The sequence below is a fragment of the Methylobacterium sp. J-043 genome (assembly GCF_022829505.1).
GTDB lineage: Bacteria > Pseudomonadota > Alphaproteobacteria > Rhizobiales > Beijerinckiaceae > Methylobacterium > Methylobacterium extorquens_A.
This window is the reverse complement of record NZ_JAKSYB010000063.1, coordinates 634,197-657,820: the sequence shown is the minus strand read 5'-3', so window position 1 is coordinate 657,820 and position 23,624 is coordinate 634,197. Positions and strand designations below refer to the sequence as shown.

Here is a 23,624-nt window from a genome sequence, read left to right as displayed (position 1 = left end):
GACACCGCCGCGCGGGCAAGAGCCTTACGGGAGAATCGCCGCCACATGCGGCGTTCGAGGCTCGAGGCCCGCGCCCTCCCCCTTTCCGCTCCGAACGGAGACACGATCATGCGCCTTCACGCTGTCCCGGCCGCCCTCCTTGCTCTCGGCCTCGCTGCAACGAACCCGGTCCACGCCCACGACTACAAAGCCGGCCCGCTCAAGATCGGCCATCCCTGGTCACGGGCGACGCCCGGCGGCGCGCGGGTCGCGGCCGGCTATCTCACGGTGACGAATACCGGCACCGAGCCCGACCGGCTCACCGGCGGCGCGATCGAGACGGCCGGGCGCGGGGAGTTGCACACGATGTCGATGGAGGGCGGTGTGATGAAGATGGCGCCGCTCGCCGACGGCTTGGCGATCCCGCCCGGCCAGACGGTGACGCTCGCCCCCAGCGGCCATCACCTGATGTTCCTCGACCTGAAGACGCCGCTGAAGAAGGGCGAGCGTGTGAAGGGGACGCTGCGCTTCGAGCGGGCCGGGACCGTTCCGGTCGAGTTCGCCGTGGAGAGCCTTGCCGCCAAGGCGCCGGAGAAAGGATCCGAGAAGGGGCCCGAGGCGCACGACCACGCGGGACACGACCATGGCCACTGAACCCCGGCCCGAGCCCCGCACGGCTTCCCCCGCCTCGCAGCGGGGGAGCACGCTGATCCTCGCCACCTTCGCGCTCGCCCTCGTCGGCATCGCGGGGGCGACGGTGGCCTTCCTGCCGCGGGGGGACAGGCCCTCCGCCCTGTCGGTGGTCGGCGGCCCGTTCCGGCTCGAATCCTCGAAGGGCGGCACCGTCGATTCGCAGGCGCTGAAGGGCAAGCCCTTCCTCGTCTTCTTCGGCTTCACCCAATGCCCGAACGTCTGCCCGACGACGCTGGCCGACCTCGGCACGCTACTCGACGCGTTCGGCGCCCAGGGCGGTGACATCCAGGCCTATTACATCACCCTCGACCCCGAGCGGGACACGCAGGCGGTGATGCGCGAATACATGGCCTCGTTCACCGACCGGATCACGGGATTGACCGGCACGCCGCAGCAGATCGAGCGGGTGGCGCGCGACTACCGGGCCTCCATGAAGCGGGTGCCGCTGCCGGGGGGCGACTACACCCTGGAGCACACGCTGATGGTCTACATGATGGACCGCGACGGGGGCTTTGCCGGACCGCTCGACCTGAACGCGGGGCACGCCCTCGCCCTCAAGCAGTTGCGAAAGCTGGTCTCCGACGGCCGCGACACCTGAGTATTTCGGCTGGCGGGGGCCGATCTTCCGTTCTGCGATCGCCGCAGCAGAAAACAGGGCTCTCCCGATCGCGCCTCCGTTGACGTCCGGGTAAGCTTGGCCATAGCTGGCGCCATGCGAGGGCGCTTGCCGGGATGGTCCGTGTGCCGCGCGGTCATTGCCGTGGCCGCGCTTTACGCGTTCGCCCTGCAGGTCGTCGTCGGTGGGGCCGCGCTTGCCGGTAGCCTCGGCCCGCAGAACGGTCTCGTCCACATCCTCTGCGCCCCCGATGCCGGCGAGGCCGACGGCCCCGTGAAGTCGCATCCAGGGCACGGGCACCTGCCCTGCTGCCAAGCCGCACACACCCTACCGAGCCTCGACGCGCCACAGCCCGCCCACGCCGTCGTCGCGTGGCCGCGGGAGCGGATCGCCCCGGTCGCGTGGGGCCCCGAGATCGTCGCCCTCCCCCGCGCGCCGCCCGGCACGCGCCCGAGCGCCCGCGCCCCGCCCGTCGTCTGACCGATCGCCTTCTCCCGATCCTTCAGACAACGGACGTTTCCTCATGCCTTCCCGTCAACGGGCCGTGCCGCGTGCCGCCCTGTCATCGACCCTGCTCGCCTCCGGCCTCGCGCTTGCCGCTCCGGCCCTCGCCGAAGCCCCGGCCGCGACCGAGGGGGCAGCCACCCTCTCCGAGATCAGCGTCTCCGGCACCGGCACGGCGGCCGGCTCGCTCACCGTGCCGAGCGTCGCCGCGCAACGCGCGGCGGTGAACGCCACCGTCGGCTCGGTCGCCTTCGTCGATGCCGCCACGTTCCAGAACCGCTACGCCAACACCGTGCGCGACGTCTTAAAAGACGTGCCCGGCGTGTTCGTGCAGGAGCGCTATGGCCAGGAGATGCGCCTCTCGATCCGCGGCTCCGGCATCGCCCGCGGCTTCCATGTCCGCGGCATCGAGCTGTTGCAGGACGGGATCCCGCTCAACCTCGCCGACGGCAGCGGCGACTTCTACCAGATCGATCCGCTGAGCCTGCGCTCGGTCGAGGTCTACAAGGGCGGCAACGCGCTGACCTTCGGCGCGACCACGCTCGGCGGGGCGGTGAACTTCGTGACGCCAACCGCCTACACGGCGCTCGCACCGAACATCGCCCGAATCGACGGCGGCAGCTTCAACACCATCCGCGAGCATTTTCAGGTCTCGCGGATCTCAGGGCCGGCCGATGTCCTGATCTCCGGCACCGCGACCAATTCCGACGGCTTCCGCGATCACGAGACCCAGCGCACCCGCAACGTCAACGCCAATGTCGGCTACCGGCTCGCGCCGGGCGTCGAGACGCGGTTCTTCCTCGGCTTCTACGATACCGACCAGAAGCTGCCCGGCTCGCTCTCGCTGTTCAACGCCCTCAACAATCCCCGCATCGCCAACCCGGCGGCGATCACCGGCAACCAATCGCGAAAGGTGACGACGGAGCGCATCGCCAACCGCACCTCGTTCGAACTCGAAGTCGGGCGCCTCGACATCGATTCCTGGGCGATTCACAAGAACCTCTATCACCCGATCTTTCAGGTGATCGACCAGGATGGCTGGACCTACGGCGTGGCGCCGCGCTGGGCCGGCACGTTCGATCTCGGCGGCTTCCGCAACGACCTGATCCTCGGCCTGCGGGCGTTCGCCGGCATCAACGAGGCCCGGCAATTCGTGAACGTGGCGGGGTTCCGCGGCGCCCAGACGCTCAATGCCCGCCAGAGCGCCTCGAACTACGAGGCCTATGCCGAGAACCGGTTCTGGTTCCGGCCCGACATGGCGCTGATGACCGGTGCCAAACTGTTCTCCTCGAACCGCACCTTCAGCGACAAGGGCGGCCTGCCGACCAACCCCACCGCGCGCTTTGCCAACGTCACCTACGAGGGCGTCAACCCGAAGCTCGGACTGCTGTGGCAGCCGCTGCCGGACATCCAGGTCTTTGCCGACGTCACCCGCTCGCGCGACGTGCCCGACTTCTCCGACCTCGTGCAGGCGAATACGCTCGGCACCACCTTCGTGCCGTTGGAGGCACAGCGCGCCTGGACCTACGAGGCCGGCTCGCGCGGCCGGATCGACCGGCTGGCCTGGGACGTGACGCTGTACCGGGCGGAGCTGCGCGACGCGCTCATCAACTTCACGCCCAACCCCGGCCTCAGCATTCCGGCGGCGACCTTCAACGCCCCGCGCACCCGCCACCAAGGCATCGAGGCCGCCGTGACCCTCGACCTCGCCACGGATCTGACCGGCATCGGCGACCGGCTCGCCGTGACGCAGATCTGGACCCACAACGACTTCCGCTTCGTCGGCGATCCGGTCTTCGGCAACAACCGCATCGCCGGCGTGCCGGTGAACGTGCTGCGCACGGTGCTCGGCTACCGGCACCCGAGCGGATTCCACCTCGCCCCCACCCTCGACTGGGTGCCGCAGGGCGCGTTTGCCGACCACGCCAACACCCTCAAGGTGCCGGGCTACGCCCTGCTCGGCCTCCAGACCGGCATCGACTTTGCCAACGGCGTCTCGCTGTTCGTGGATGCCCGCAACCTTTTGGACGAACGCTACGTCTCCGACATTTCGGTGGTGACCAACGCCGCGACCGTGGCCGGCGGCCCGGTGGCGTTCTTCCCCGGCAACGGCCGCAGCGTGTTCGGAGGCGTGCGGGCCTCGTTCTGAGGGCGACCGTTCGACGCCAGCGTTAGGGGCGGCCGGCACGAAACCCGGCCGTCCCCTCAATACTGAACCGTCGCGCGCAAGCCCAATACGGCGGCGTTGCGCACCCGGCGGCCTTCCGGGTCGCGCGGATTGGCGATGCCGCCGCCGGGATGCAGGATCAGTTGCGCGTCCGGCTGGACGGTGAAGCCCGGCACCACCACCGCCTGATAGGTCGCCTCGATCACCGTCTCGGCCCGCCGCCGCGGCATCGCCGTGCCGGTCAGCACGATGGTGTCGATGTCGGACCGGCGCGCGTCGTCGGAGAGTCGGGCATGCGCGAGGCTGAGGCCCACCGTGTCGTCGTCGCGGCCCGGCAACAGGCCCTTATAGGCGAGGCCGGTGTCGAGATAGGCGGAGACGAGACTGGAGCGGGTCGGCGACCACGCCGCGCGCACGAAGAAGCCGAGGCCTTCGTCGTCCTTGCCGGTTTCCCGGTAGAGCGTCTGGTCCCAGATGGCATAGATCCCGGCATTGCCGCGTAAAGAGCGGCCGATACCGGTGGAGTTCGGGTCGGCGAGCGGCAGGCCGGTCTGGTCGAAGCGCAGGCTCTCGAAGCGCCCGAAGTGCTGCCAGCCCCCGAGGGTGATGTCGCCGGGCAGTTCCTTCGAACCTTCCTGCGTGTTGAAGGCGTAGGTCGCCTCGGCCACGACGAGGGCGGGGTCGCGGGTACGAAAATTGGTGCCGGTGCGGTCGAGGCGCTGCCCCTCGGGGTCGTCGCCGGGGCGGCTGGCGCCGGCCGGATCGCCGTCGTAGAGCCCAGCCTGGAGCGAAAAGCCGTTGCCCGGCACGTATTTGGCCCGGATCGCGGGCGACGCGAGCGGGTAGGCCGGGCCGCCGCTCGGCAGGTTGAGCCCGGTGATCGCCGGCCAGCCGAAGGTCGAATTCACGAACAGGGTCGCGGTCTGGCTGACGAAGAACTCGGTGTCGGCCGCCTGCTGGCCGACCCGGATGCCGAGCTTCCCGTCGAAGAGCTGCTGGTCGAGCCACAGCACGTAGAGGCGGGAGGCCGGCAGCGCTTCGATCACGCTCGCCGGGATCAGGTTGCCGACATAGTAGCGCGACAGGCCGGTGCCGTGGATGAAGTAGGCGTTGGCGTGCATCGTGGCGCCGTCCCAGCCGGCGAGCCGCTGCAGGTCGAGGTTGAGCCGCAGGTTCAGACGGTCCTCGACGATCGCCCCCTGGCGGATGCCGCCGACGGGGTTGCCGAGGGTCTCGGCGATGTAGGTGAGGCTGTACTCGATGCCCCGCTCCTTCAGCAGGGGCCGCATGCCGAGCGGGTCACCGAAAGGCCCGAGCGAGGGCTCGATCGAGCGCACATAGCCGCCGGACGCTTGGCTCGTCGATTCCGGCTGGGACACCGAGATCCGCGGATCGCCGCCCGCGCCCTCGTAGACCGGTCGCCCGGTGGGCTGCGCCAGGGCGGGCGATCCGGCGAGAATCGTCAGGGCCAGCGCGGCGGGAAGGGCGCCTGGAAAGGGGCGGCGGGACACGAAGAACCTCCACGGCGAACCGCGAAGCTTGAACTTACGGCCTCCGCTCCGGCCCTACCAGAGCACTGGACGCGTGCGACCCTCCGGGGCGCTCATGCTGCGCTGTGATCCAGCGCCCGCAGGTTCGCCACCAGTTCCGAAAACCCGTCGCCCTGGATCAGCACGTGGCGGCGGAGCTGATCGGCCGCCGCGGCGCCATCGCTGGCGAGGATCGCGGCGACGACCGCCTCGTGCTCGGCAAGCGACTGCGCCACCCGGTGGCGGGTGCGCAGCTGCAGCCGCCGGTAGGGCGAGAGGCGGCGGTGCAGCGCCAGCGCCTGCCCGCACAGGAAGTCGTTGCGGCAGGCGCGGTAGATCACCGTGTGGAAGACGTAGTTCTCCCCGTAATAGGCTTCCGGATCGCCCGCGGCGGCCGCCCGTGCGCAAGCTGCGAGCGCGCCGGTCAACTCCGCCTCGAGCTCCGGCGTGAGGCGGCGCGCGGCGAGCCGCCCGCAGGCGGCCTCCAGCTCGGCCATCGTCTCGAACATCTCCAGGAGATGGCCCGGCTCGGGCGCGCTCACGACCATGCCGCGGCGCGGCTTGGTCTCGACGAGGCCGGTGGCGGCCAGTTGCAGCAGCGCCTCGCGGATCGGGGTACGCGAGACGCCGAAGCGCTCGGCGAGCTGCGTCTCGTCGAGGCGCGCGCCGAGGGCGAGACGCCCTTCGACGATCTCGTCCTCGATCGTCTGCCTGAGGCGCTGAGTTTGGTTCATGGGTCGAGTCATCGGCGATTTCCTGCCGATCCATATTCACGAGCGTTGACAAAATATGCAAGATGACGCGATCTTGCATTAAATGCTGCGCTGAAACGTATATTTTGCGCTGCACAAAAGTCCGCAAGAACGGACGGGCAGGATTCCGCGAAAGCGGTATTGGGAAGGAAACGCCATGACGCTGAACCGCCGCCACCTTCTCGCGGCCGGGCTTGCTGCGCCCGCGCTGCTCAAGCTCGGGAGCGGCCCGGCCCGGGCCGCCACGACCCTGAAGCTTTCGCACCAGTTCCCAGGCGGCACGGTCGACGAGGGCGACTTCCGCGATCGGATGTGCCGGAAGTTCGCCGCCGCCATCAAGGAGCGCTCGAAGGGCGCAATGGAGGTTCAGGTCTATCCCGGCTCCTCCTTGATGAAGACCAACGCGCAGTTCAGCGCCATGCGCAAAGGCGCGCTCGATCTCTCGCTCTACCCCTCGCCCTACGCGGGCGGCGAGGTGCCGGAGATGAATATCGGCCTGATGCCGGCTCTGGTCTCCTCCTATGCTCAGGCGCTCGCCTGGAAGGACGCGCCCGTCGGCCGCAAACTCACCGAGATCCTCGATGCCAAGGGCATCGTGCTCGTCTCCTGGGTCTGGCAGGCTGGCGGCATCGCGAGCCGTGAGCGCCCCCTGCTGACGCCCGACGACGCCAAGGGCATGAAGGTCCGCGGCGGCTCGCGCGAGATGGACCTGATGATGAAGCAGGCCGGCGCGGCCACGCTCTCGCTGCCGTCGAACGAATCCTACGCCGCGATGCAGACCGGCGCCTGCGACGCGGTGCTGACCTCCTCCACCAGCCTGATCTCGTTCCGCCTGGAGGAGATCTCGAAGGCCCTGACCTCGGGCCGCGAGCGCTCCTACTGGTTCATGCTCGAGCCGATCATGATGTCGAAGATCGTGTTCTCGGGCCTGCCCAAGGACCAGCAGGATCTCGTCATGGCGGTCGGCGCCGAGCTCGAAAGCTTCGGCCAGGAGGGCGCCAAGGCCGACGACACCCGCGTCGAGGAGGTGTTCGGCAAGGCCGGCGCCAAAGTGGTGCAGCTCGACGAGGCGAATCTCGGCAAGTGGCGCGACATCGCCCGCGACACCGCCTGGAAGGACTTCGCCAACAAGAACGCGAGCTGCGCCGAGCTGCTCAAGCTGGCGGAGAAGGTCGGATGAGCCACGCCTTCGACGCGGCCTCGGCGGCTGCCGAGACACACAAGGCCGCGGAGGTCCGGGTTCCGGGCCTGCTCGGCGTCATCGACCGGACCACGCGCCGGCTCAACCACGTCATCCTGGTTTGCGGCGGGCTGGCACTCGTCGCCGCCTGCCTCGTGCTCAGCTACTCCGTCCTCACCCGCTACATCTTCCACGAGCCGACCGAGTGGCAGGACGAGACCGCCGTGTTCCTCATCGTCGGCGCCACCTTCCTGTCGGCGGCGGGCGTTCAGGCCAAGCGCGGGCACGTCGCCATCGAGGCGCTCACCGGCCTGCTGCCGCCGGGCGTCAACAGGGTGCGGCTGATCTTCGTCGACATCGTCGGGCTGGCCTTCGTCACTTTCTTCGCCTGGAAGAGCTGGAGCCTGTTCCACGAGGCCTGGGAAGACGGCCAGATCTCGCAATCGACCTGGGGACCGCCGCTCTGGATCCCCTACCTGCTGATGTCGGCCGGCATGAGCCTGCTCGCCTTCCAGTTCGTCCTGCAGATCGCGGAAGCGGTCCTCTACGGTCCCCGCGCCGCCGGCTGGGCCAAGCCGAAGATCGGCATGGGCGCCGATCTCAACCGCGACATGCACGACCGCCCGGACGTGACGCCCGAAGGGCCGGACCCCATGGGCCAGACGACGCGCAACCCGGCCCCGGTCCGGCCGATCAAGACGACGGGAGGCAAGGCATGAGCACCGCCGCGATCGGCTTCCTCTATGCCGGGGCAACGCTGGGGGCGATGCTCTCAGGGATTCCCATCGCCTTCGCGCTCGGCTTCGTGGCGCTGGCCTTCATGTACGCATTCATGCCCGCCGCCTCGCTCGATACGGTGGCGCAGAATGTCTACGAGGAGATGGCCTCGATCACGCTGCTCTCGATCCCGCTCTTCATCCTGAAGGGTGCGGCGATCGGGCGGAGCAAGGCGGGTCAGGATCTCTACTCGGCGATGCACGCCTGGATGCACCGCATCCCCGGCGGGCTCGGCATCGCCAACGTGTTCGCCTGCGCGCTGTTTGCGGCGATGGCCGGCTCCTCGCCCGCCACCTGCTCGGCGATCGGCTCGGCGGGCATTCCGGAGATGCGCCGCCGCGGCTACTCGCCGGGCTTTGCTGCCGGGATCATCGCCGCGGGCGGCACGCTCGGCATCCTGCTGCCGCCCTCGATCACCATGATCCTCTACGCGGTCGCCGCCGAGCAGTCGCTGGGGCGCCTGTTCCTGGCCGGCATCGGTCCGGGCTTCCTGCTGGTCGTGCTGTTCGCGAGCTGGTCGGTGTTCCGCTTCCGCTCCGAGTTCGCGGCGGCCAAGCTCGCCTACGAGCGGACGGGTGCGCAGCATCCGATCCTCAAGGAGGACAGCTACAGCATGCGCGAGCGTTTCTCGACGCTGCCGCGGGTGCTGCCCTTCGTGGTGCTGCTCACCGGCGTCATGGTCGCGCTCTACGGCGGCTACGCCACGCCCTCCGAGACCGCCGGCCTCGGCGGCCTGCTGGCGCTGGCGCTGATCGCGGTGATCTACGGCGTGTGGCGCTTCCGCGATCTCGACCCGATCCTCACGGCGACGCTGCGGGAATCGACCATGCTGATGCTCATCATCGGCATGTCGCTCCTCTACGCCTACGTGATGAGCTATCTCCACATCTCTCAGGCGGCGGCGCAGGCCATCGTCGCGATGCAGCTCTCGCCCTGGCTCCTGCTCGCGACCATCCTGGCGCTCGTCATCGCGCTCGGCTTCTTCCTGCCGCCGGTCTCGATCATCCTGATGACGGCGCCGATCATCCTGCCGCCGCTCAAGACCGCCGGGTTCGACCTCGTCTGGTTCGGCGTGGTGATGACGATCACCATGGAGATGGGCCTGATCCACCCGCCGGTGGGTCTCAACATCTTCGTCATCAAGAACATCGCCCCCGACATCCCGCTCAAGGACATCATCTGGGGCACCCTGCCCTTCGTGATCCTGATGGGTATCGCGATCGTCCTTCTCTGCCTCGTGCCGGGCATCGCCCTCTGGTTGCCGGACCTGCTCCTGCCCACGACCCGGTAAGAACCGCAGCCGCACTCGGACCGATGGTTTCGAGGAAGAAGAACCCTCCGTGCCCCGGCACGGAGGGTTAATCGTTTCTTGGTCGCCGCAGTAAAACTCGCCTTAACTTTCCAGCGCGCAGGATCGCCGCCTCACAGCCGCTTCCGGCACCGGACGGGAGACGATCCGTGACGAAGCCCATCGCCGACACGAAACGCGCAGAGGATGCCGCGGCCGCGCCGCCGCTGAGCCCGAGCGTGCGCCGCCACCTCGGCAAGAGCCTGCGCAGCCACTACGCCGACAGCCTCACCGAACCGGTCGGCGAACGCCTCGAAGCACTCATCGGCCGTCTGGACACGGCGCAGGACCGGGCGACGCGCGGCTGACGCTCGAAAAACGGACCCGACAAGCCGAAAACCCCGGCCGCGACGGAGCGACCGGGGTTCGTGAGCGGTGTGATGCGGGTTTGCGCGGGAGCGCGGTGGTCGTGGTCAAAAGCGCCTTCACGAAACGCCCGGTCGCCGACCGTGGGCCTCCGCCCACGTCGACACCGCGGGTGTTGTCTCGGGAGGCCTTCAGTCGAGAGCGACGGCGACCAAGGAAAATAGACCCGCCAGCAGGAGGTTGCAGGCGATGAGGGCGACGACCGTCATGGATTGGATTCGCGGCTGAGAGGAAACGGGGCAGGCATCGAAGGCGGTGGCTGAAACCGCCGCGAGAGGAACGTCTAGCGGGAGAAGCTTGACGGAGTGCTCATCCTGCGGGATTGCGGCGCCGAAGCAGCTCGGTTCGCCAAAACCGGTGCAGGAAAGTCACAGTCCTTGACCTGCGGCCACACTGCACCGTCGCGCTTGAACCGGACCTGAACCGAAAGCGCGGGATGGACGCCCAAAGCGATCACGCCGGTGCCGTCCAAGCCTCCATCGCCGGAGCCGGCCTCCGCGCTTGCCCCGGATCGAAATTCTGAAAAGCAGGCTCCGCGCGGCGCTCCTCTGCAAGGCGACGGCGATAAACGGGGCTTCGAGCCGCACCCCACACTTACGGCGTGATTCGCTTCCGCCCTGCCCGCAGCGCTCAGGAGCGGTGAAGGCCGACACGCTGTTTTCCGGCTCTCCTCGTCAATATTGCTAAGATTTCGTTAACCGATTAGGCTAGTGGCGTCCCGTTTTCGAGACAGGAGCCGGCCATGATCTCCCTGAACGAGACCTTCCTCACGGCAGCCGGCCTTTTCGGGCTCGGCGCATCCGCGGCAGCGGCCGGAAACCCGGCGGAGCCACAGGACTTCCGGGACTTCGACCGGAGCGAGACCGCGCCCCACGACGAGGGAAGAACGCTGTCGCAGGACGACGCCGAGGCAGATGATCCCTTCTTTACTGCGGTCGCCGACGCCTTGCGGGAGGCCGGCTACCTGGATTCCTGAAAGTCGGCTGATTAAGCCTGCCTGATCCGCCGCCCCGCGCGGGCGCTCAGGAAGGCCGCCGCACCGCATGTCCGCATCCTCCACCGTCTCGCCCGACGTGCTCGCCGCGATCGGCGGCACGCCCCTGATCCGGCTGCGCCGCGCGTCCGAAGAGACCGGCTGCACCATCCTCGGCAAAGCCGAATTCCTCAATCCCGGCCTCTCGGTGAAGGACCGGGCAGCGCTCTCGATCGTGCGGGATGCCGAGGCGCGCGGCCTGATCCGGCTCGGCGGCACCATCGTCGAGGGCACGGCGGGCAATACCGGGATCGGGCTCGCGCTGGTGGCGTCCGTGCGCGGCTACCGCACCGTGATCGTGATTCCGGAGACGCAATCGGCAGAGAAGAAGGAGACGCTGCGGCTCGCTGGCGCCCGGCTCGTCGAGGTGCCCGCCGTCCCCTTCGCCAACCCGAACAATTACGTCCACGCCGCCCGCCGCCTCGCCGAGCGGCTGGCGGAGACGGAAGAGGCCGGCGCCTTCTTCGCCGACCAGTTCGACAACACCGCCAACCGCCGCGCCCATATCGAGGCGACCGGCCCCGAGATCTTCGCGCAGACCGGCGGCGCGGTCGATGGCTTCGTCTGCGCGGCGGGGACCGGCGGCACGCTCGCAGGCGTGGCCGAGGCGCTGCGGGCGGCCAAGCCGGGCGTGAAGATCGCCCTGTCCGACCCGGAGGGCTCGGCGCTGCACGCTTATTACAGCACCGGCACGCTCAAGGCCGAAGGCTCGTCGATCACCGAAGGCATCGGCCAGGGCCGGGTCACGAAGAACCTCGAAGGCTTCACGCCCGATCACGCGTTCCGGATTCCGGATGCGGAAGCGCTCGACATCATCTTCGCCCTGATGCGCGAGGAGGGCCTGTCGCTCGGCGGCTCGTCGGGCATCAACGTGGCGGGCGCGATCCGGCTCGCCCGCGAACTCGGACCCGGCCACACCATCGTGACGATCCTCTGCGACGGGGCCGCGCGCTACGCCTCGAAGCTGTTCAACCCCGCCTTCCTGGGCGAGCGCGGCCTGCCGGTGCCCGCGTGGCTTGCAGAGACCGGGGGCGCCCTGCCGGACTGGCGGGCCTGACGCCCCAACACCCCTCGGGATAAGTTGCGAGCCGGCTGAACGAAATCGCGTGCACAAGCGTTGCTGTTGGCGCTCAGGCAAAGGGGTCTGGGCGGACCAACGAGGCCTCCGCCGATGACCATCACCACCATCCTCCTGATCCTGCTGATCCTGCTGCTGTTCGGCGGCGGCAACTTCTACGGCGGCGGGCGCTTCCGCGGCCCCGGATTCGGCCTCGGCGGCCTCCTGATCATCATCCTGATCGTGCTGCTCGTCACGCACCGGATCTAGAGCATCATCCCGAAAGCGGGTTGCCGGCTTTCGGAAAAGACGATGCTCTAAGGCCCGGCGCCGCCCTCATCGCGCGCAGGTGATGGCAACGACGGCATCGAGGGCGGGCGCCGCCGCCCCGCCCAGCGTGGTCGCGGCGCCCTTCGCGGGATCCTTCGCCGCGTCCTTGCCCGCTCCGGCGGTCAGACCGCTCTCGCTCAGGAAGGCTGCCACGGCCTTCCCCGGCACGACGGCATAGCGCGTCGGCGGCATCACTCCGGCAATCAGGCGAGGTGCTGTGGGAAAGCGGGCGACGAGTCCGACGACCCGGCCCGACCGGTCGAGCACCGGTGCACCGCCGGCGCCGGGCTGGAGCGGGGCGTCGACGCCTTCGACGGCAGCGGTGGCGGGGGCGACGCTCGGGCGGCCCTTGGTTTGAGCGCCGAGCACGAGCAGGGCCTCGCCCTCGCTCACCGGCTCGGCGCGGAGCGGCGGCGACGCACCGCCCGCGAGCCCCTCTGCGGACAGAAGCGCGAGGCTGCCCGCCGCGTCGCGCCGCTCGATCCGGGCCGCCGCACCGCCGATGCGCGGCGCGGCGCAAGCTTCGAGGGCGGAGGCTGCCGTCAGCACCCGCCCGCCGCCCAGCAGCAGGCCGGTCGCGGCAGGACGCGCCTCGGCCTGCGCACCGGGCAGCGGTGGCGCTGCGGGCGCGGCCGCCAAGCCGGAGGCAGTCCCGCGAGGGGCCGGGCCGGTGGCTGCCGTCGGAGCGGTGGGAGGCGGCGCGTCCTCGGGAAACGGCAAGAAATTGTTGGCCACCGCGATGACGAGACGGTCGACCGTGTCCGCCAACGCCCTGTCGTAGCCGAGAGTAAAGCCGCGGATGCCCTGGGGGCCTTCGGCGTAGCGGATGTAGGAGCGCCCGCCCGCGGTCTCGGCGGTGATGACGATGAAATCCGGCTTCTTCAGTTTGTAGGTCACCTTGCGGCCGGGCATCGCGGCGATGGCGCGTTCGAACAGGGCGTCGAGGCTGGTCTCCCCTTGCGGGAACGACTTGGTGTCGAAGGTCACCCGCCCGTCGGCGCTCTGCCAGCGGGTGCCGCCGGGGATCGCGCTCTTCTTCGGCAGCAGCGCCTCCGGCACGCCGACCACCACGCCGCTCGCCGGATCGGGCTGAACCTTGAAGCGCGCCGCCCGCCGGGCCTCCTCGGCCTCGCGCTTGAGCGCCGCGCGCTCCGGCGGGGTGAGCAGGCCGGTCGGGGCGGCGCCCGTGCGGGTCTGGTAGGTCTGGATGCCATCGAAGCTGCGCTTGCCGAAGGCCCCGGTCGTCACGCCGTTATAGTCGCCGGTCCAGACGAGCGAGTCTTGCAGGCTCCGACGCTCCGTCTCGGGCAGCGCCTCGAAGCCCGCCCGTGCCGCCTCGAAGGCGGGATCGGGGGCGGCCGGAGCCGGGGTGGCGGGTTTCGGCCGGGCCGGCGCGGCCGGTGGAGCAAGCCCTTGCGCGAGCGCCCCCGTTGCGAGTCCGGCAGCGAGCAGGGCCGGCAGGCCGGTGCGAAAAGCTCTCATCCGTCCCGTCATCACCACCGCTCGATTCGAAGTGCGGGCGATGATGCCAGCCGGAGCGTGCCCGCCACAAGTCGCTGCGGGGCTCCGTCATCAGTGCCATCGCTCGAAGCCGCATCGGCGGCTTCGCGGCGCGGGCTTTTCAGGACGTCCGTCTTGAAAAGCGTCGAGCGGAGCGAAAGCCTAAGCCCGCGGAGGCGGGCGCCGGCGACTGAGGCCAAACGACAAACCAGGGAAATCGCTTCGAGCGATTGCCCTGGCGCCGGCATGCGGGATCGTGATCGTGCCCCGGTGGACGGAGCGGCCCCGGGCGACAGCTTTGGCACGAGAGTTCGAGACAGGCGGAAGGGCGCGGCTTTGCTGCAGATCGGATTGTACGGTGCGGCGGCGCTCGCGGGCGTCGCCTTCGTCGTCCAGCAGGCGGTCAATGCCGGGCTGAGGGGCGAACTCGGCTCCGGTCTCTGGGCCGGATTCGTCAACTTCACGGTCGGCGGCCTCGCCGTCGGCCTCCTGGCGCTGACCTTGCGCGAGCCGTTGCCCTCGCTCGCCGCGGCCGCCCGCGCGCCCTGGTACGCCTGGACCGGCGGACTGCTCGGTGCGATCTACGTCGTCGGGGCGATCTTCCTGATCCCGCGCATCGGCGCCGCCGCGGTCGTCGCCCTCCTCATCGTCGGGCAGATGCTGATGTCGCTCGCCCTCGACCATTTCGGGCTGCTCGGCGTGCCGGTGCACGAAGCGAACCTTCCGCGGCTCGGCGGCGCGCTGCTTCTCCTGGCCGGCGTTGCCCTGATCTGCCTCTACTGAGGTCCCTCGTTGCCGATGGCTCGGCGCAAGCGTTGCGGCCGGCGCGGCAAGTGATAGCGTGCCGGCCGCGGGCGCCCCTGCTTCGGGCGCACCGGTCGGAGGAGACGCGCGCATGTCCCAAGGCAACCGTCTCGGGCACCTCGGAGCAGCCTTCATCGGCGCGATGTGGCTCGGTGTCCCGGCCCTGGCCCAGACGCTGCGCCCGGCCGCCCCCCCAGCCGCACCGCCGAGATCGGTGACCGCCCCTGTTGCGAAAACCTTCGTGCGCGAGGGGCTTGCGAGTGCGGGCGTCCGGCTGGAGACCGCGCTCAAGAGCGAGGCGCCCCCCGGCGCCAAAACGGCGGCACAGTGGCGCCGCGAGGCGGAGACCGCCGCACGGACCGAAGGGGCCGAGCCGGATGCCGAGCTGAACGCCTACGCCGCCGCAGTCGCCGCCGACCCGAACGATGTCCGCAACTGGCTCGACTACGCCAACGCGGCCATTGCCGCCGGCAACGACGAGGAGCGCGCCGACTATTCCGCCCGGTTCAAGCTGAAGGGTCGCGCGAGCGCCGCCGCCTACCAGGGCTATCTCCGCGCAAGGAACCCGGCGGACGAGGCCCGCGCCCTGTCCCGGCTCGGCGAGATCCAGGCGGCCCAGTCCGAGTGGCGGCCCGCGCTGGAAGCCTACCGGGCGAGCCTCGCAATCCGAGACGAGGCGCAGACCCGCGCCGCCTACGAGAAGCTGCGCGCGGATCACGGCTTCCGCATCCTCGACTACAAGGTCGATTCGGATGCCGCCGCACCGCGGGTTTGCTTCACCTTCTCGGAAAGCCTCGTCCCGAAGACCGACTACGCGCCCTACATCGCCGTCTCGGGCGCGACCAACGCCGCCGTCACGGCGGAGGGCTCGCAGGTCTGCGTCGATGGGCTCAAGCATTCCGAGCGCTACGCCTTCGTGGTGCGCCAGGGCCTGCCCTCTTCGGTCGGCGAAAATCTGCTGAAATCGGCCGATTACGAGGTCTACGTTCGCGACCGCTCGCCCCAGGTGCGCTTCACCGGCCGCAACTACGTTCTGCCCCGCACCGGTCAGGCCGGCGTGCCGCTGGTCTCGGTCAACGCGGACAAGCTCGATGTCGAGGTGCTGCGCATCGGCGATCGCGGCCTGTTGCCCGCACTCCGCTCCGAGGACTTCTTGAGCCAGCTCAGCGGCTCGACGGCCAAAACCATCGCCGACCAGAAGGGCCAGCGTGTCTGGAAGGGCACGCTCGATACGGCCAAGGCCGAGACCAACCGCGAGGCGGTGACCGCCTTCCCCGTGCTCCAGGCGGTCGGCAAGCTGGAGCCCGGCCTCTACCTGATGCTGGCCAAGCCCACCGGCACCACGGATTCATCCGACGATGAGTATGGCGGCTACGAGACCCAGGCGACGCAGTGGTTCGTCGTCTCCGATCTCGGGCTGACCGCCTTCAAGGGCCGCGACGGCGTGCACGTCTTCGCCCGCTCGCTCGCCAGCGCCAAGACCGTGTCGGGCGCCGAGATCCGGCTCGTCGCCCGCAACAACGACGTGCTCGCGACCGCCAAGACCGACGGCCAGGGCCATGCCGCCTTCCCCGCCGGCCTCGCCCGCGGCGAGGGTGGGCTGGCGCCGGGCCTCGTGGTGGCGCAGGTCGGCGACGATTACGGCTTCCTCGATCTGGCGCTCGGCGCCTTCGATCTCTCCGACCGCGGGGTGAAGGGTCGCCCGGCGCCGGGCGGGGCCGAAGCCTACGTCTTCCCCGAGCGCGGGGTCTACCGCTCCGGCGAGACGGTGCAGCTCACCGCCATCTTGCGCGATCCGCAGGGGGCGGCGGTGGCCGGCCTGCCGCTGACGCTTGTGGTGAAGCGGCCCGACGGCGTCGAGTACCGCCGCGCGGCGGTGGCCGACGAGGGGCTCGGCGGGCGCTCCCTTGCCCTGCCGCTGATGGCCGGCGCCATGCACGGCACGTGGCGCGTTGCGGCCTATACCGACCCTAAGGCGCCGCCCGTCGGCGAGGCGAGCTGGCTCGTCGAGGATTACGTTCCCGAGCGGCTGGAGGTGAGCCTTACCCCGAAGACGCCGAGCCTCGCCCGCGGCGAGCCGGCGGTCATCGATGTCGCCGCGCGCTACCTCTACGGCGCGCCGGGCTCGGGGCTCGAGGTCTCGGGCTCGGTCGCGGTGCAGGCCGCCGCCAATCCCGGCATCAAGGGCCTCGACGGCTTCTCCATCGGCCTCGACGACGAGGCGGTGGAGGCGACGACCGCCGAGATCGACGCCAAGGCCACCACCGACGCGCAGGGCAAGACCAGCATCACGGTGCCGGTGCAGGAGGTGGCGGCCCCCCGCGCGCTGGAGGCGAAGATCACCCTCGCCGTCGGCGAACCGGGCGGCCGGGCGCTGAGCCGCAGCGTCACCCTTCCGATCCTGCCGGCCCAGCCCGTGCTGGCCATTCGGAAAAACTTCGGCGGCGACCTCGCCGAGAACGCGACCGCGACCTTCGACGTCGTCATGGCCGCCCCCGACGGACGCCGCCTGACACAGGACGGCGTGACCTGGACGCTGTCGAAGGTCGAGCGCACCTATCAATGGTACCGGGCCGACGGGCGCTGGAGCTTCGAGCCGGTCAAATCCAGCCGTCGCGTCGCCGACGGGCGCGTGGCGATTGCCGCCGACGCACCCGCGCGCATCGCCGTGCCGGTGGGCTTCGGCCAGTACCGGCTGGAAGCGAGCGTTCCCGGCCAGCCGCAAGCGGGGGTCAGCGTCTCCTTCACCGTCGGCTGGGGCGGCGCCGAGACCGCCGACGTGCCCGACCTCCTCGACCTCACCCTCGACAAGCCGGCCTACGCGGCCGGCGAACGGCTGCGCGCCCGGCTCGCGCCGAAATTCGCCGGCACCGCGACGCTCGCCGTCGTCAGCGACCGGGTTCACGAGATCCGCGACGTGACGGTCGCGGAGGGCGGCACCACCGTCGACATCCCGGTCAAGGCGGAATGGGGCGCGGGCGCCTACCTCGTCGCCACCGCCTACCGGCCGCTCGACCAAGCGGCCAAGCGCATGCCGGGCCGGGCGCTCGGGGTGGCATGGTTCTCCGTCGACAAGGAGAAGCGCGGCCTCTCCGTCTCGATCGAGGCGCCGGAGAAGGTGCGCCCCCGTGGCACGCTGACCGTGCCCGTGAAACTCGCCGGCCTCGCTCCCGGCGAGGAGGCGCGGGTGACGCTGGCGGCGGTCGATGTCGGCATCCTCAACCTGACCCGCTACGAGGCGCCGAACCCGTTCGGCTACTTCTTCGGCCAGAAGGCGCTGGGCCCCGAGATCCGCGACCTCTGGGGTTACCTGATCGACGGCATGCAGGGCACGCTCGGCGCGATCCGCTCCGGCGGCGACGGCGGGGCGACCGAACTCGCCGACGCACCGCCGACACAAGCCCCGCTCGCGCTCTATTCCGGCGTCGTCACGGTGGGTGCGGACGGAACGGCCAAGATCCCGCTGGAGTTGCCGGCCTTCAACGGTACCGCCCGGCTGATGGCGACCGCCTGGACCAAGGCGAGGGTCGGCCAGGCCCAGGCCGACGTGATCGTCCGCGATCCGGTGGTCCTCACCGGCACCCTGCCGCGTTTCCTCAATGTCGGCGACCGATCACGCTTCTTCGTCGCCCTCGACAACGTCGAGGGGGCGGCCGGCGACTACACCGTCGACCTCGACCTCACCGGCCCCGTCGTGGTGGCGGGCGAGGCGGTGCGCTCCACCCTGCGCCTGGAGGCCGGCGCCAAGGGGCAACTGGTGATCCCGATCACCGCCGCCGGCCCCGGCACGGCCCGGCTCGACCTGAGCCTCACCGGGCCCGGCATCCAGGGCAGCGCCGGCCAATCCTTCGCGCTCGGGATCAATCCCGGCACCAGCGCCCTCGTGCGCCGCAGCGTGCGCCCGCTGGAGCCCGGCGCCGGGCTCGACCTGACGCCGGATCTGCTCGCCGACATCCTGCCGGGCACCGGGGCGGTCTCGGTCTCCGCCAACCGCTTGGGGGGCATCGACGTCGCCGCCCTGCTGCAATCGCTCGACCGCTACCCCTACGGCTGCTCCGAGCAGATCGTCAGCCGGGCGATGCCGCTGCTCTACGTCAACGCGCTCGCGGCGGGCGAGAAGCTCGGCCTCGACGGGAAACTCGACGAGCGGGTGCGCGGGGCGATCGAGCGGGTGCTGGCGCGCCAGGATTCGAGCGGCGCCTTCGGCGCGTGGTCCACGGAGAATGCCGGCGACACGTGGCTGACCGCCTACGCCACCGACTTCCTCACCCGCGCCCGCGAGCGGGGCTTTGCCGTGCCGCAAACCGCCTTCAACAGCGCGCTCGACCGCCTGCGCAACACGGTGGCCAACACCACCACGATCGAGAACGGCGGCATGGACATCGCCTATGCCGCCTACGTGCTCGCCCGCAACGGCCGCCCGGTGATGGGTGATCTGCGCTACCTCGCCGACACCAAGCTCACCGACTTCGCCACGCCCTTGGGTCGCGGGCAGCTCGCCGCCGCGCTGGCCCTCCTCGGTGATCGCGGCCGGGCGCAAAAGGGCTTCGAGGCGGCGGTGCAGGCCCTCCAGGCCGAGCGTGATCGGGGCACCTACCGCGCCGATTACGGCTCGCGCCTGCGCGATGGCGCCGCCCTGCTGGCGCTCTCGGGCGAGGCCGGGCTCACTCAGGCGACGCTGCAGCCGGTCGCCGCCGTGCTCGGCCAGGAGCGGGCGGACGGCCGCTCCACCAGCACCCAGGAGAACGCCTGGATGGTGCTGGCCGCGCAAAGCCTCGCCAAGGATTCCGACAGCCTCGCGCTGACCGTCGACGGCAAGACCGAGACCGGACCGCTCTCGCGGCTCTATCGGGCCCCCGCTCTGGAGGCGCGCCCGGTGCGGATCGTCAATGCCGGCCGCGAGGCGGTGCCGGTCGCGATCGGCGTCCAGGGCAACCCGATCGCCCCGGAGCCGGCGGCCTCCCAGGGCTTCACGGTGGAGCGCAGCGTCTACCGGCTCGACGGCAGCCCGGTGGATCTCGGAAAGCCCCTGCGCCAGAACGACCGCCTCGTCGTGGTGCTGAAGGTGACCGAGGCCAAGGCCAGCGCCGGGCGCCTGCTGCTGGTCGATCGCCTGCCCGCGGGGCTGGAGATCGACAACCCGAAGCTCCTCGATGCCGACGCGCTCTCGGGCCTCAGCTTCGCCAAGTCGGACGTGGCTCCGGTCCACACCGAGTTCCGCGACGACCGCTTCGTGGCCGCCTACGACCGCACCCCGGAGCAATCCGCCTTCTTCTCGGCGGCCTACACCGTGCGCGTGGTCTCGCCCGGCACCTACGTGCATCCGGGCGCGAGCGTCGAGGACATGTACCGCCCCGAACGGTTCGGACGCACCGCGTTCGGATCGGTCGAGGTCACTTCCGCGAAGTAGAGGCATGGCCGCCGACGCAGAGCCCCTCTCCCCGCGCGCGGGGAGAGGGCCGAGCCCCCCTCGTCGGGGGCTCGGCAAGGCGGCAGCCGGGGGTGAGGGGGCGGCGCCGCAAGAAGCTCCTCCTGAGGCTCCTCCTCACCGCCGCTCCGGCTCCGCCTCCGCTTCCTGTCTGCACGACAAGGTGCAGACAGGCCTCTCCCCGCGCGCGGGGAGAGGGAGACGCGTCGGCGCTGCTCTCGCTCTCTCCGTTGTCCTCGTCGCTCTGATGGCAGGCGCCCTTTGGCGCTACGCCGCCACGCTCCCGCCCCTCGACCTGACCCAGGCGAGCTTGCGCTCCACCGTCATCCTCGACCGGAAGGGCCAGTTGCTGCGCCCCTTCGCCACCGCCGACGGGCGCTGGCGCCTGCCCGTCACCGCGGACGCGATCGATTCGCGGTACCTGGCCATGCTCAAGGCCTACGAGGACCGCCGCTTCGACAGCCACCCTGGCATCGACCCGGCGGCGACGGCTCGCGCTGCGTGGCAATGGCTCGCGCATGGAAAAATCGTGTCGGGCGGCTCGACGCTGTCGATGCAGGTCGCCCGCCTCGTCGAGCCACGCGCCGAGCGCTCGCTGCTGGCAAAGCTCCGGCAGATGGTCCGCGCGGTCGAGCTGGAGCGCACGCTCGGCAAATCCGGCGTGCTCGACCTCTACCTCGCGCTCGCCCCCTATGGTGGCCCGGTCGAGGGGGTGCGGGCGGCAAGCCTTGCCTATTTCGGCCGCGAGCCGGCCCGGCTGTCGTTTGCCGAGAGCGCGCTCCTCGTCGCCCTGCCGCAATCACCCGAGGCACGCCGGCCCGACCGCTTCGCTGCCAACGCCCGGCGCGCCCGCGATCGGGTGCTAGACATCGCCGCCGAGCGCGGCGTGCTGACCGCCGACGAAGCGCAGGCCGCCAAGGCCGAGCCGGTGCCGGCACTCCGCAAACAATTCCCAATGCTCGCGGCCCATGCCGCCGAGCAGGCGCATGCCGCCGACGAGTCAGCGCGGGTGCAGCATCTGACGCTCGACGCGCGCCTTCAGGCGAGCCTCGAGGCACTGGCGACCGAGCGCGCGACTGCCGCCGGCCCGGCGCTCTCCGCCGCGATCCTCGCCCTCGACAACCGCACCGGCGCGGTGCTCGCCCATGTCGGCAGCGCCGGCTACCTCGACGCTGCCCGTGCGGGTGCCGTCGATGCCACGCAGGCGGTGCGCTCGCCGGGCTCGGCCTTGAAGCCGTTCATCTACGCGCTCGCCTTCGAGGACGGGCTCGCCCACCCGGAAACGCTGCTCGACGACCGCCCGGCGCGCTTTGCCGCGAGCTACGCCCCGGAAAACTTCGACATGGGGTATCGCGGCACGGTGACGGCGCGGGTCGCACTCCAGCAATCGCTGAACCTGCCCGCGGTCGAGCTTCTGGATGCGGTCGGCGCCGCCCGCTTTATCGCGCGGCTGCGGGGCGCCGGCGCGACGATCCTGCTACCGCGCGACACGGCGCCGGGCCTGCCCGTGGCGCTCGGCGGCCTCGGCATCACGCTCACCGACCTCGCCCGGCTCTATGCGGGGCTCGCCCGAGGCGGCGGCGTGCCGGCGCTGGCCCGGCGCCTCGACGGAAACCCGGCCGCGCCGGAGCCGGAGCGGCGCATCGCCGATCCGGTGGCGGCCTGGTACGTCGCCGACACCCTGCGCGGCGCCCCGCCCCCGGAGAACGCCCTGCCCGGCCGGATCAGCTTCAAGACCGGCACCTCCTACGGCTACCGCGACGCCTGGGCGGTGGGGTTCGATGCCCGCGTGACGATCGCGGTCTGGATCGGCCGCCCCGACGGCGCCTCGGTGCCGGGGCTCGTCGGGCGCGCCCAAGCCGCGCCGATCCTGTTCGACGCCTTCGCCCGGTTCGGCGGCGAGCCGGAGACCCTGCCCCGTCCCCGCGACGCGCTGGTCGTCGCGACCATGGCCCTGCCCCCGCCGCTGCGCCACATCCGCCGCGACGCGCCGAAAACCTTCGCCGCGACCCTCGGCGTGCCCCTCAAGATCGCCTACCCGCCGGACGGCGCCCGGGTCGATCTCGGTTTGAGTGAAGGCGCGCAGGCACGCCTCGCCCTCAAGGCGCTGGGCGGCCAGCCGCCGCTGACCTGGATGGTCGATGGCCTGCCGGTGGCGGAGGCGATGCGCCGGCAATCGGAATGGAGCCCGGAGGGGGCAGGCTTCGCCCGGATTTCGGTGATGGATGCGGCGGGCGCCAGCGACAGCGTGGTGGTGCGGTTGGAATAGCGACTGGCGATTTTGCGGTGCGGCCTCACACGTGACTCTTCCAGCCTCCGCTTTAAGTGAAGCGTCTGCGAGGCAACGTCCTCCCCCATCCAGGGGCCCAAGTCCGGGACGGCCCGGCTCATGCGCCCCATGAGGTTGCCGTGGCCTGGATCGTTCTTGTCGTCGCCGGTTTGCTGGAGGTCGTCTGGGCCTTCTCGATGAAGCAGTCGGAGGGGTTCTCGCGCCTCTGGCCGAGCGTCATCACCCTCGTGACCATGGGCTTGAGCTTCGGTTGCCTCGCCTGGGCGATGCGCAGCCTGCCGCTCGGCACCGCCTACACGATCTGGACCGGCATCGGTGCCGTCGGCGCCTTCATCGTCGGCATCGCCTTTCTCGGCGAGGCGATGAACGCCACCCGCATCGTGGCGGCGCTGCTGATCGTCGGCGGCCTCGTGCTGATGAAGCTGTCGAGCACGGCCTGACGCTTCAGGCCACTCCCTCCCCGCACCCTGGAAACACCGCGAACACATCCTCGCGCACCCGGTCGAGGATGCGCCGGTAGGCCGGCTCGCAGGCCATCCCGGTGGTGATGCGCCCGTACTGCGCCCCCTCCGCCAGCGCCCCGCGCTCCGGCACCAGGGCGAGCGGGGCCGCGGCCGGGGTGAGCTGGGTGCCGCGGCCGGAGAACAGGGTCATCAGGATGCCGAACATCTCGCCCTGGATCGTCGGGCGTCCGAGCACAGCGAGGCGGTACTGCCCCTGGAAGTTGGTGACGAGGTAGATCTGGCCCGATTGGTTCGGCACCGAGACGGTGCCGGATTGCGCGAACGGCGCGTCGAGCCGCTCGGCCTCGCGGAAGACGAGCCGGGCGCTGTCGGCGTCCCAGGCGATCTCGGTGCGGTAGGCGAAGATCGCCCCCGCCTGCCCGAAGGAGGGGCGTAGCGTCAGGTAGCGCCCGGTCAGGAAGGCCACCGCCTCGCGGGTGTAGGAGCCGAACTCTTCCGGGGCGTGGCGCGCCTTCTCCGCGATCGCCATCGGCGGTGCGGTGCCCTGCACCCTGAGGGGAAGGCCCAGCGCCTCCTCCAGGCGCAGCGTGGTCGCCAGCGTGAAGGGCCGGCGGCCCGACAGCGCCTTCTCGAGGGTCGAGATGCTGATGCGGGCCGCGTCCGCGAGCGCCTGCCGGGACATCCGGCGGCGGGCCAGCGCCTCACGCACAGCGTCCGCGATGGCGCGGCTCTGCCCGTCAGGCAGTTCGGTCTCGGGGTGATCGGCCTCGATCAGCGACATGGCGTGCGGTTCCGGACGGATCCGCA

19 protein-coding genes are annotated in these 23,624 nt (G+C 70.6%); 15 read left to right on the top strand and 4 right to left on the bottom strand.

Annotation, left to right across the window (positions count from 1 at the left end; all coding sequences use genetic code 11):
* The first annotated feature begins 108 nt into the window (after positions 1-108).
* The 4 genes from MKK50_RS21080 (at position 109) to MKK50_RS21065 (ending at position 3,941) form a co-directional block, all read left to right on the top strand.
* Complete coding sequence (locus MKK50_RS21080; protein WP_499025085.1) at positions 109-633, top strand: copper chaperone PCu(A)C; 525 nt, start codon at positions 109-111, stop codon at positions 631-633.
* Complete coding sequence (locus MKK50_RS21075; protein ID WP_499025084.1) at positions 623-1,270, top strand: SCO family protein; 648 nt, start codon at positions 623-625, stop codon at positions 1,268-1,270. Before MKK50_RS21080 ends, MKK50_RS21075 begins: the two co-directional genes overlap by 11 nt.
* Before the next feature lie 141 nt (positions 1,271-1,411).
* Positions 1,412-1,768, top strand: coding sequence for a hypothetical protein (locus MKK50_RS21070; RefSeq protein ID WP_499025083.1), 357 nt, complete (start codon positions 1,412-1,414; stop codon positions 1,766-1,768).
* Between the two features lie 43 nt (positions 1,769-1,811).
* Entirely contained in the window at positions 1,812-3,941 is a 2,130-nt protein-coding gene (locus MKK50_RS21065) for a TonB-dependent receptor family protein (protein ID WP_499025080.1), read from the top strand.
* Between the two features lie 56 nt (positions 3,942-3,997).
* Here the strand turns inward: MKK50_RS21065 and MKK50_RS21060 are convergent, their stop codons facing one another.
* Both MKK50_RS21060 and MKK50_RS21055 read right to left on the bottom strand, forming a co-directional pair.
* Positions 3,998-5,470 (bottom strand): carbohydrate porin, encoded by a 1,473-nt coding sequence (locus tag MKK50_RS21060; RefSeq protein ID WP_499025079.1) that lies wholly within the window; start codon positions 5,468-5,470, stop codon positions 3,998-4,000.
* Between the two features lie 92 nt (positions 5,471-5,562).
* Complete coding sequence (locus MKK50_RS21055; protein WP_499025077.1) at positions 5,563-6,222, bottom strand: GntR family transcriptional regulator; 660 nt, start codon at positions 6,220-6,222, stop codon at positions 5,563-5,565.
* Positions 6,223-6,397: 175 nt separating this feature from the next.
* Between MKK50_RS21055 and dctP the strand changes: the two genes are divergently transcribed.
* The 7 genes from dctP (at position 6,398) to MKK50_RS21020 (ending at position 12,271) form a co-directional block, all read left to right on the top strand.
* A complete protein-coding gene (gene dctP, locus MKK50_RS21050; RefSeq protein ID WP_253373657.1) occupies positions 6,398-7,420 on the top strand; it encodes a TRAP transporter substrate-binding protein DctP in 1,023 nt (340 codons plus the stop codon).
* Positions 7,417-8,139: a TRAP transporter small permease gene (locus MKK50_RS21045; protein ID WP_499025075.1), complete on the top strand. Its 723-nt coding sequence runs from the start codon at positions 7,417-7,419 to the stop codon at positions 8,137-8,139. The genes dctP and MKK50_RS21045 overlap by 4 nt, the downstream gene beginning before the upstream one ends.
* Positions 8,136-9,488 carry a TRAP transporter large permease gene (locus MKK50_RS21040; protein ID WP_499025073.1) on the top strand — a complete coding sequence of 451 codons (1,353 nt, stop codon included), beginning with the start codon at positions 8,136-8,138 and terminating at the stop codon, positions 9,486-9,488. Before MKK50_RS21045 ends, MKK50_RS21040 begins: the two co-directional genes overlap by 4 nt.
* Before the next feature lie 167 nt (positions 9,489-9,655).
* Positions 9,656-9,853: a hypothetical protein gene (locus MKK50_RS21035; protein WP_499025071.1), complete on the top strand. Its 198-nt coding sequence runs from the start codon at positions 9,656-9,658 to the stop codon at positions 9,851-9,853.
* 800 nt (positions 9,854-10,653) lie between these two features.
* The gene (locus tag MKK50_RS21030) at positions 10,654-10,887 is read left to right on the top strand and encodes a hypothetical protein (protein ID WP_253373653.1); all 234 of its coding nucleotides are present in this window, start codon (positions 10,654-10,656) and stop codon (positions 10,885-10,887) included.
* Between the two features lie 67 nt (positions 10,888-10,954).
* Entirely contained in the window at positions 10,955-12,001 is a 1,047-nt protein-coding gene (locus MKK50_RS21025; RefSeq protein ID WP_499025070.1) for a cysteine synthase A, read from the top strand.
* 114 nt (positions 12,002-12,115) lie between these two features.
* Positions 12,116-12,271 carry a DUF3309 family protein gene (locus tag MKK50_RS21020; protein ID WP_156635778.1) on the top strand — a complete coding sequence of 52 codons (156 nt, stop codon included), beginning with the start codon at positions 12,116-12,118 and terminating at the stop codon, positions 12,269-12,271.
* Between the two features lie 66 nt (positions 12,272-12,337).
* Here MKK50_RS21020 and MKK50_RS21015 read toward each other — a convergent pair whose 3' ends face one another.
* A complete protein-coding gene (locus tag MKK50_RS21015; protein ID WP_499025068.1) occupies positions 12,338-13,813 on the bottom strand; it encodes a trypsin-like peptidase domain-containing protein in 1,476 nt (491 codons plus the stop codon).
* A 354-nt stretch (positions 13,814-14,167) separates the two neighbouring features.
* On the opposite strand from MKK50_RS21015, the gene MKK50_RS21010 reads away from it, so the two are divergent.
* The 4 genes from MKK50_RS21010 (at position 14,168) to sugE (ending at position 22,793) form a co-directional block, all read left to right on the top strand.
* A complete protein-coding gene (locus MKK50_RS21010; RefSeq protein WP_253373650.1) occupies positions 14,168-14,614 on the top strand; it encodes a DMT family transporter in 447 nt (148 codons plus the stop codon).
* A 112-nt stretch (positions 14,615-14,726) separates the two neighbouring features.
* A complete protein-coding gene (locus MKK50_RS21005; protein WP_499025067.1) occupies positions 14,727-20,045 on the top strand; it encodes an alpha-2-macroglobulin family protein in 5,319 nt (1,772 codons plus the stop codon).
* A 265-nt stretch (positions 20,046-20,310) separates the two neighbouring features.
* On the top strand, positions 20,311-22,332 hold the full coding sequence (pbpC, locus tag MKK50_RS21000) for a penicillin-binding protein 1C (protein ID WP_499025064.1): 2,022 nt from the start codon (positions 20,311-20,313) through the stop codon (positions 22,330-22,332).
* A gap of 140 nt (positions 22,333-22,472) precedes the next feature.
* Complete coding sequence (sugE, locus tag MKK50_RS20995; RefSeq protein ID WP_499025062.1) at positions 22,473-22,793, top strand: quaternary ammonium compound efflux SMR transporter SugE; 321 nt, start codon at positions 22,473-22,475, stop codon at positions 22,791-22,793.
* A 4-nt stretch (positions 22,794-22,797) separates the two neighbouring features.
* Here sugE and MKK50_RS20990 read toward each other — a convergent pair whose 3' ends face one another.
* Complete coding sequence (locus tag MKK50_RS20990) at positions 22,798-23,598, bottom strand: helix-turn-helix domain-containing protein (protein WP_499025060.1); 801 nt, start codon at positions 23,596-23,598, stop codon at positions 22,798-22,800.
* Positions 23,599-23,624 lie beyond the last annotated feature (26 nt).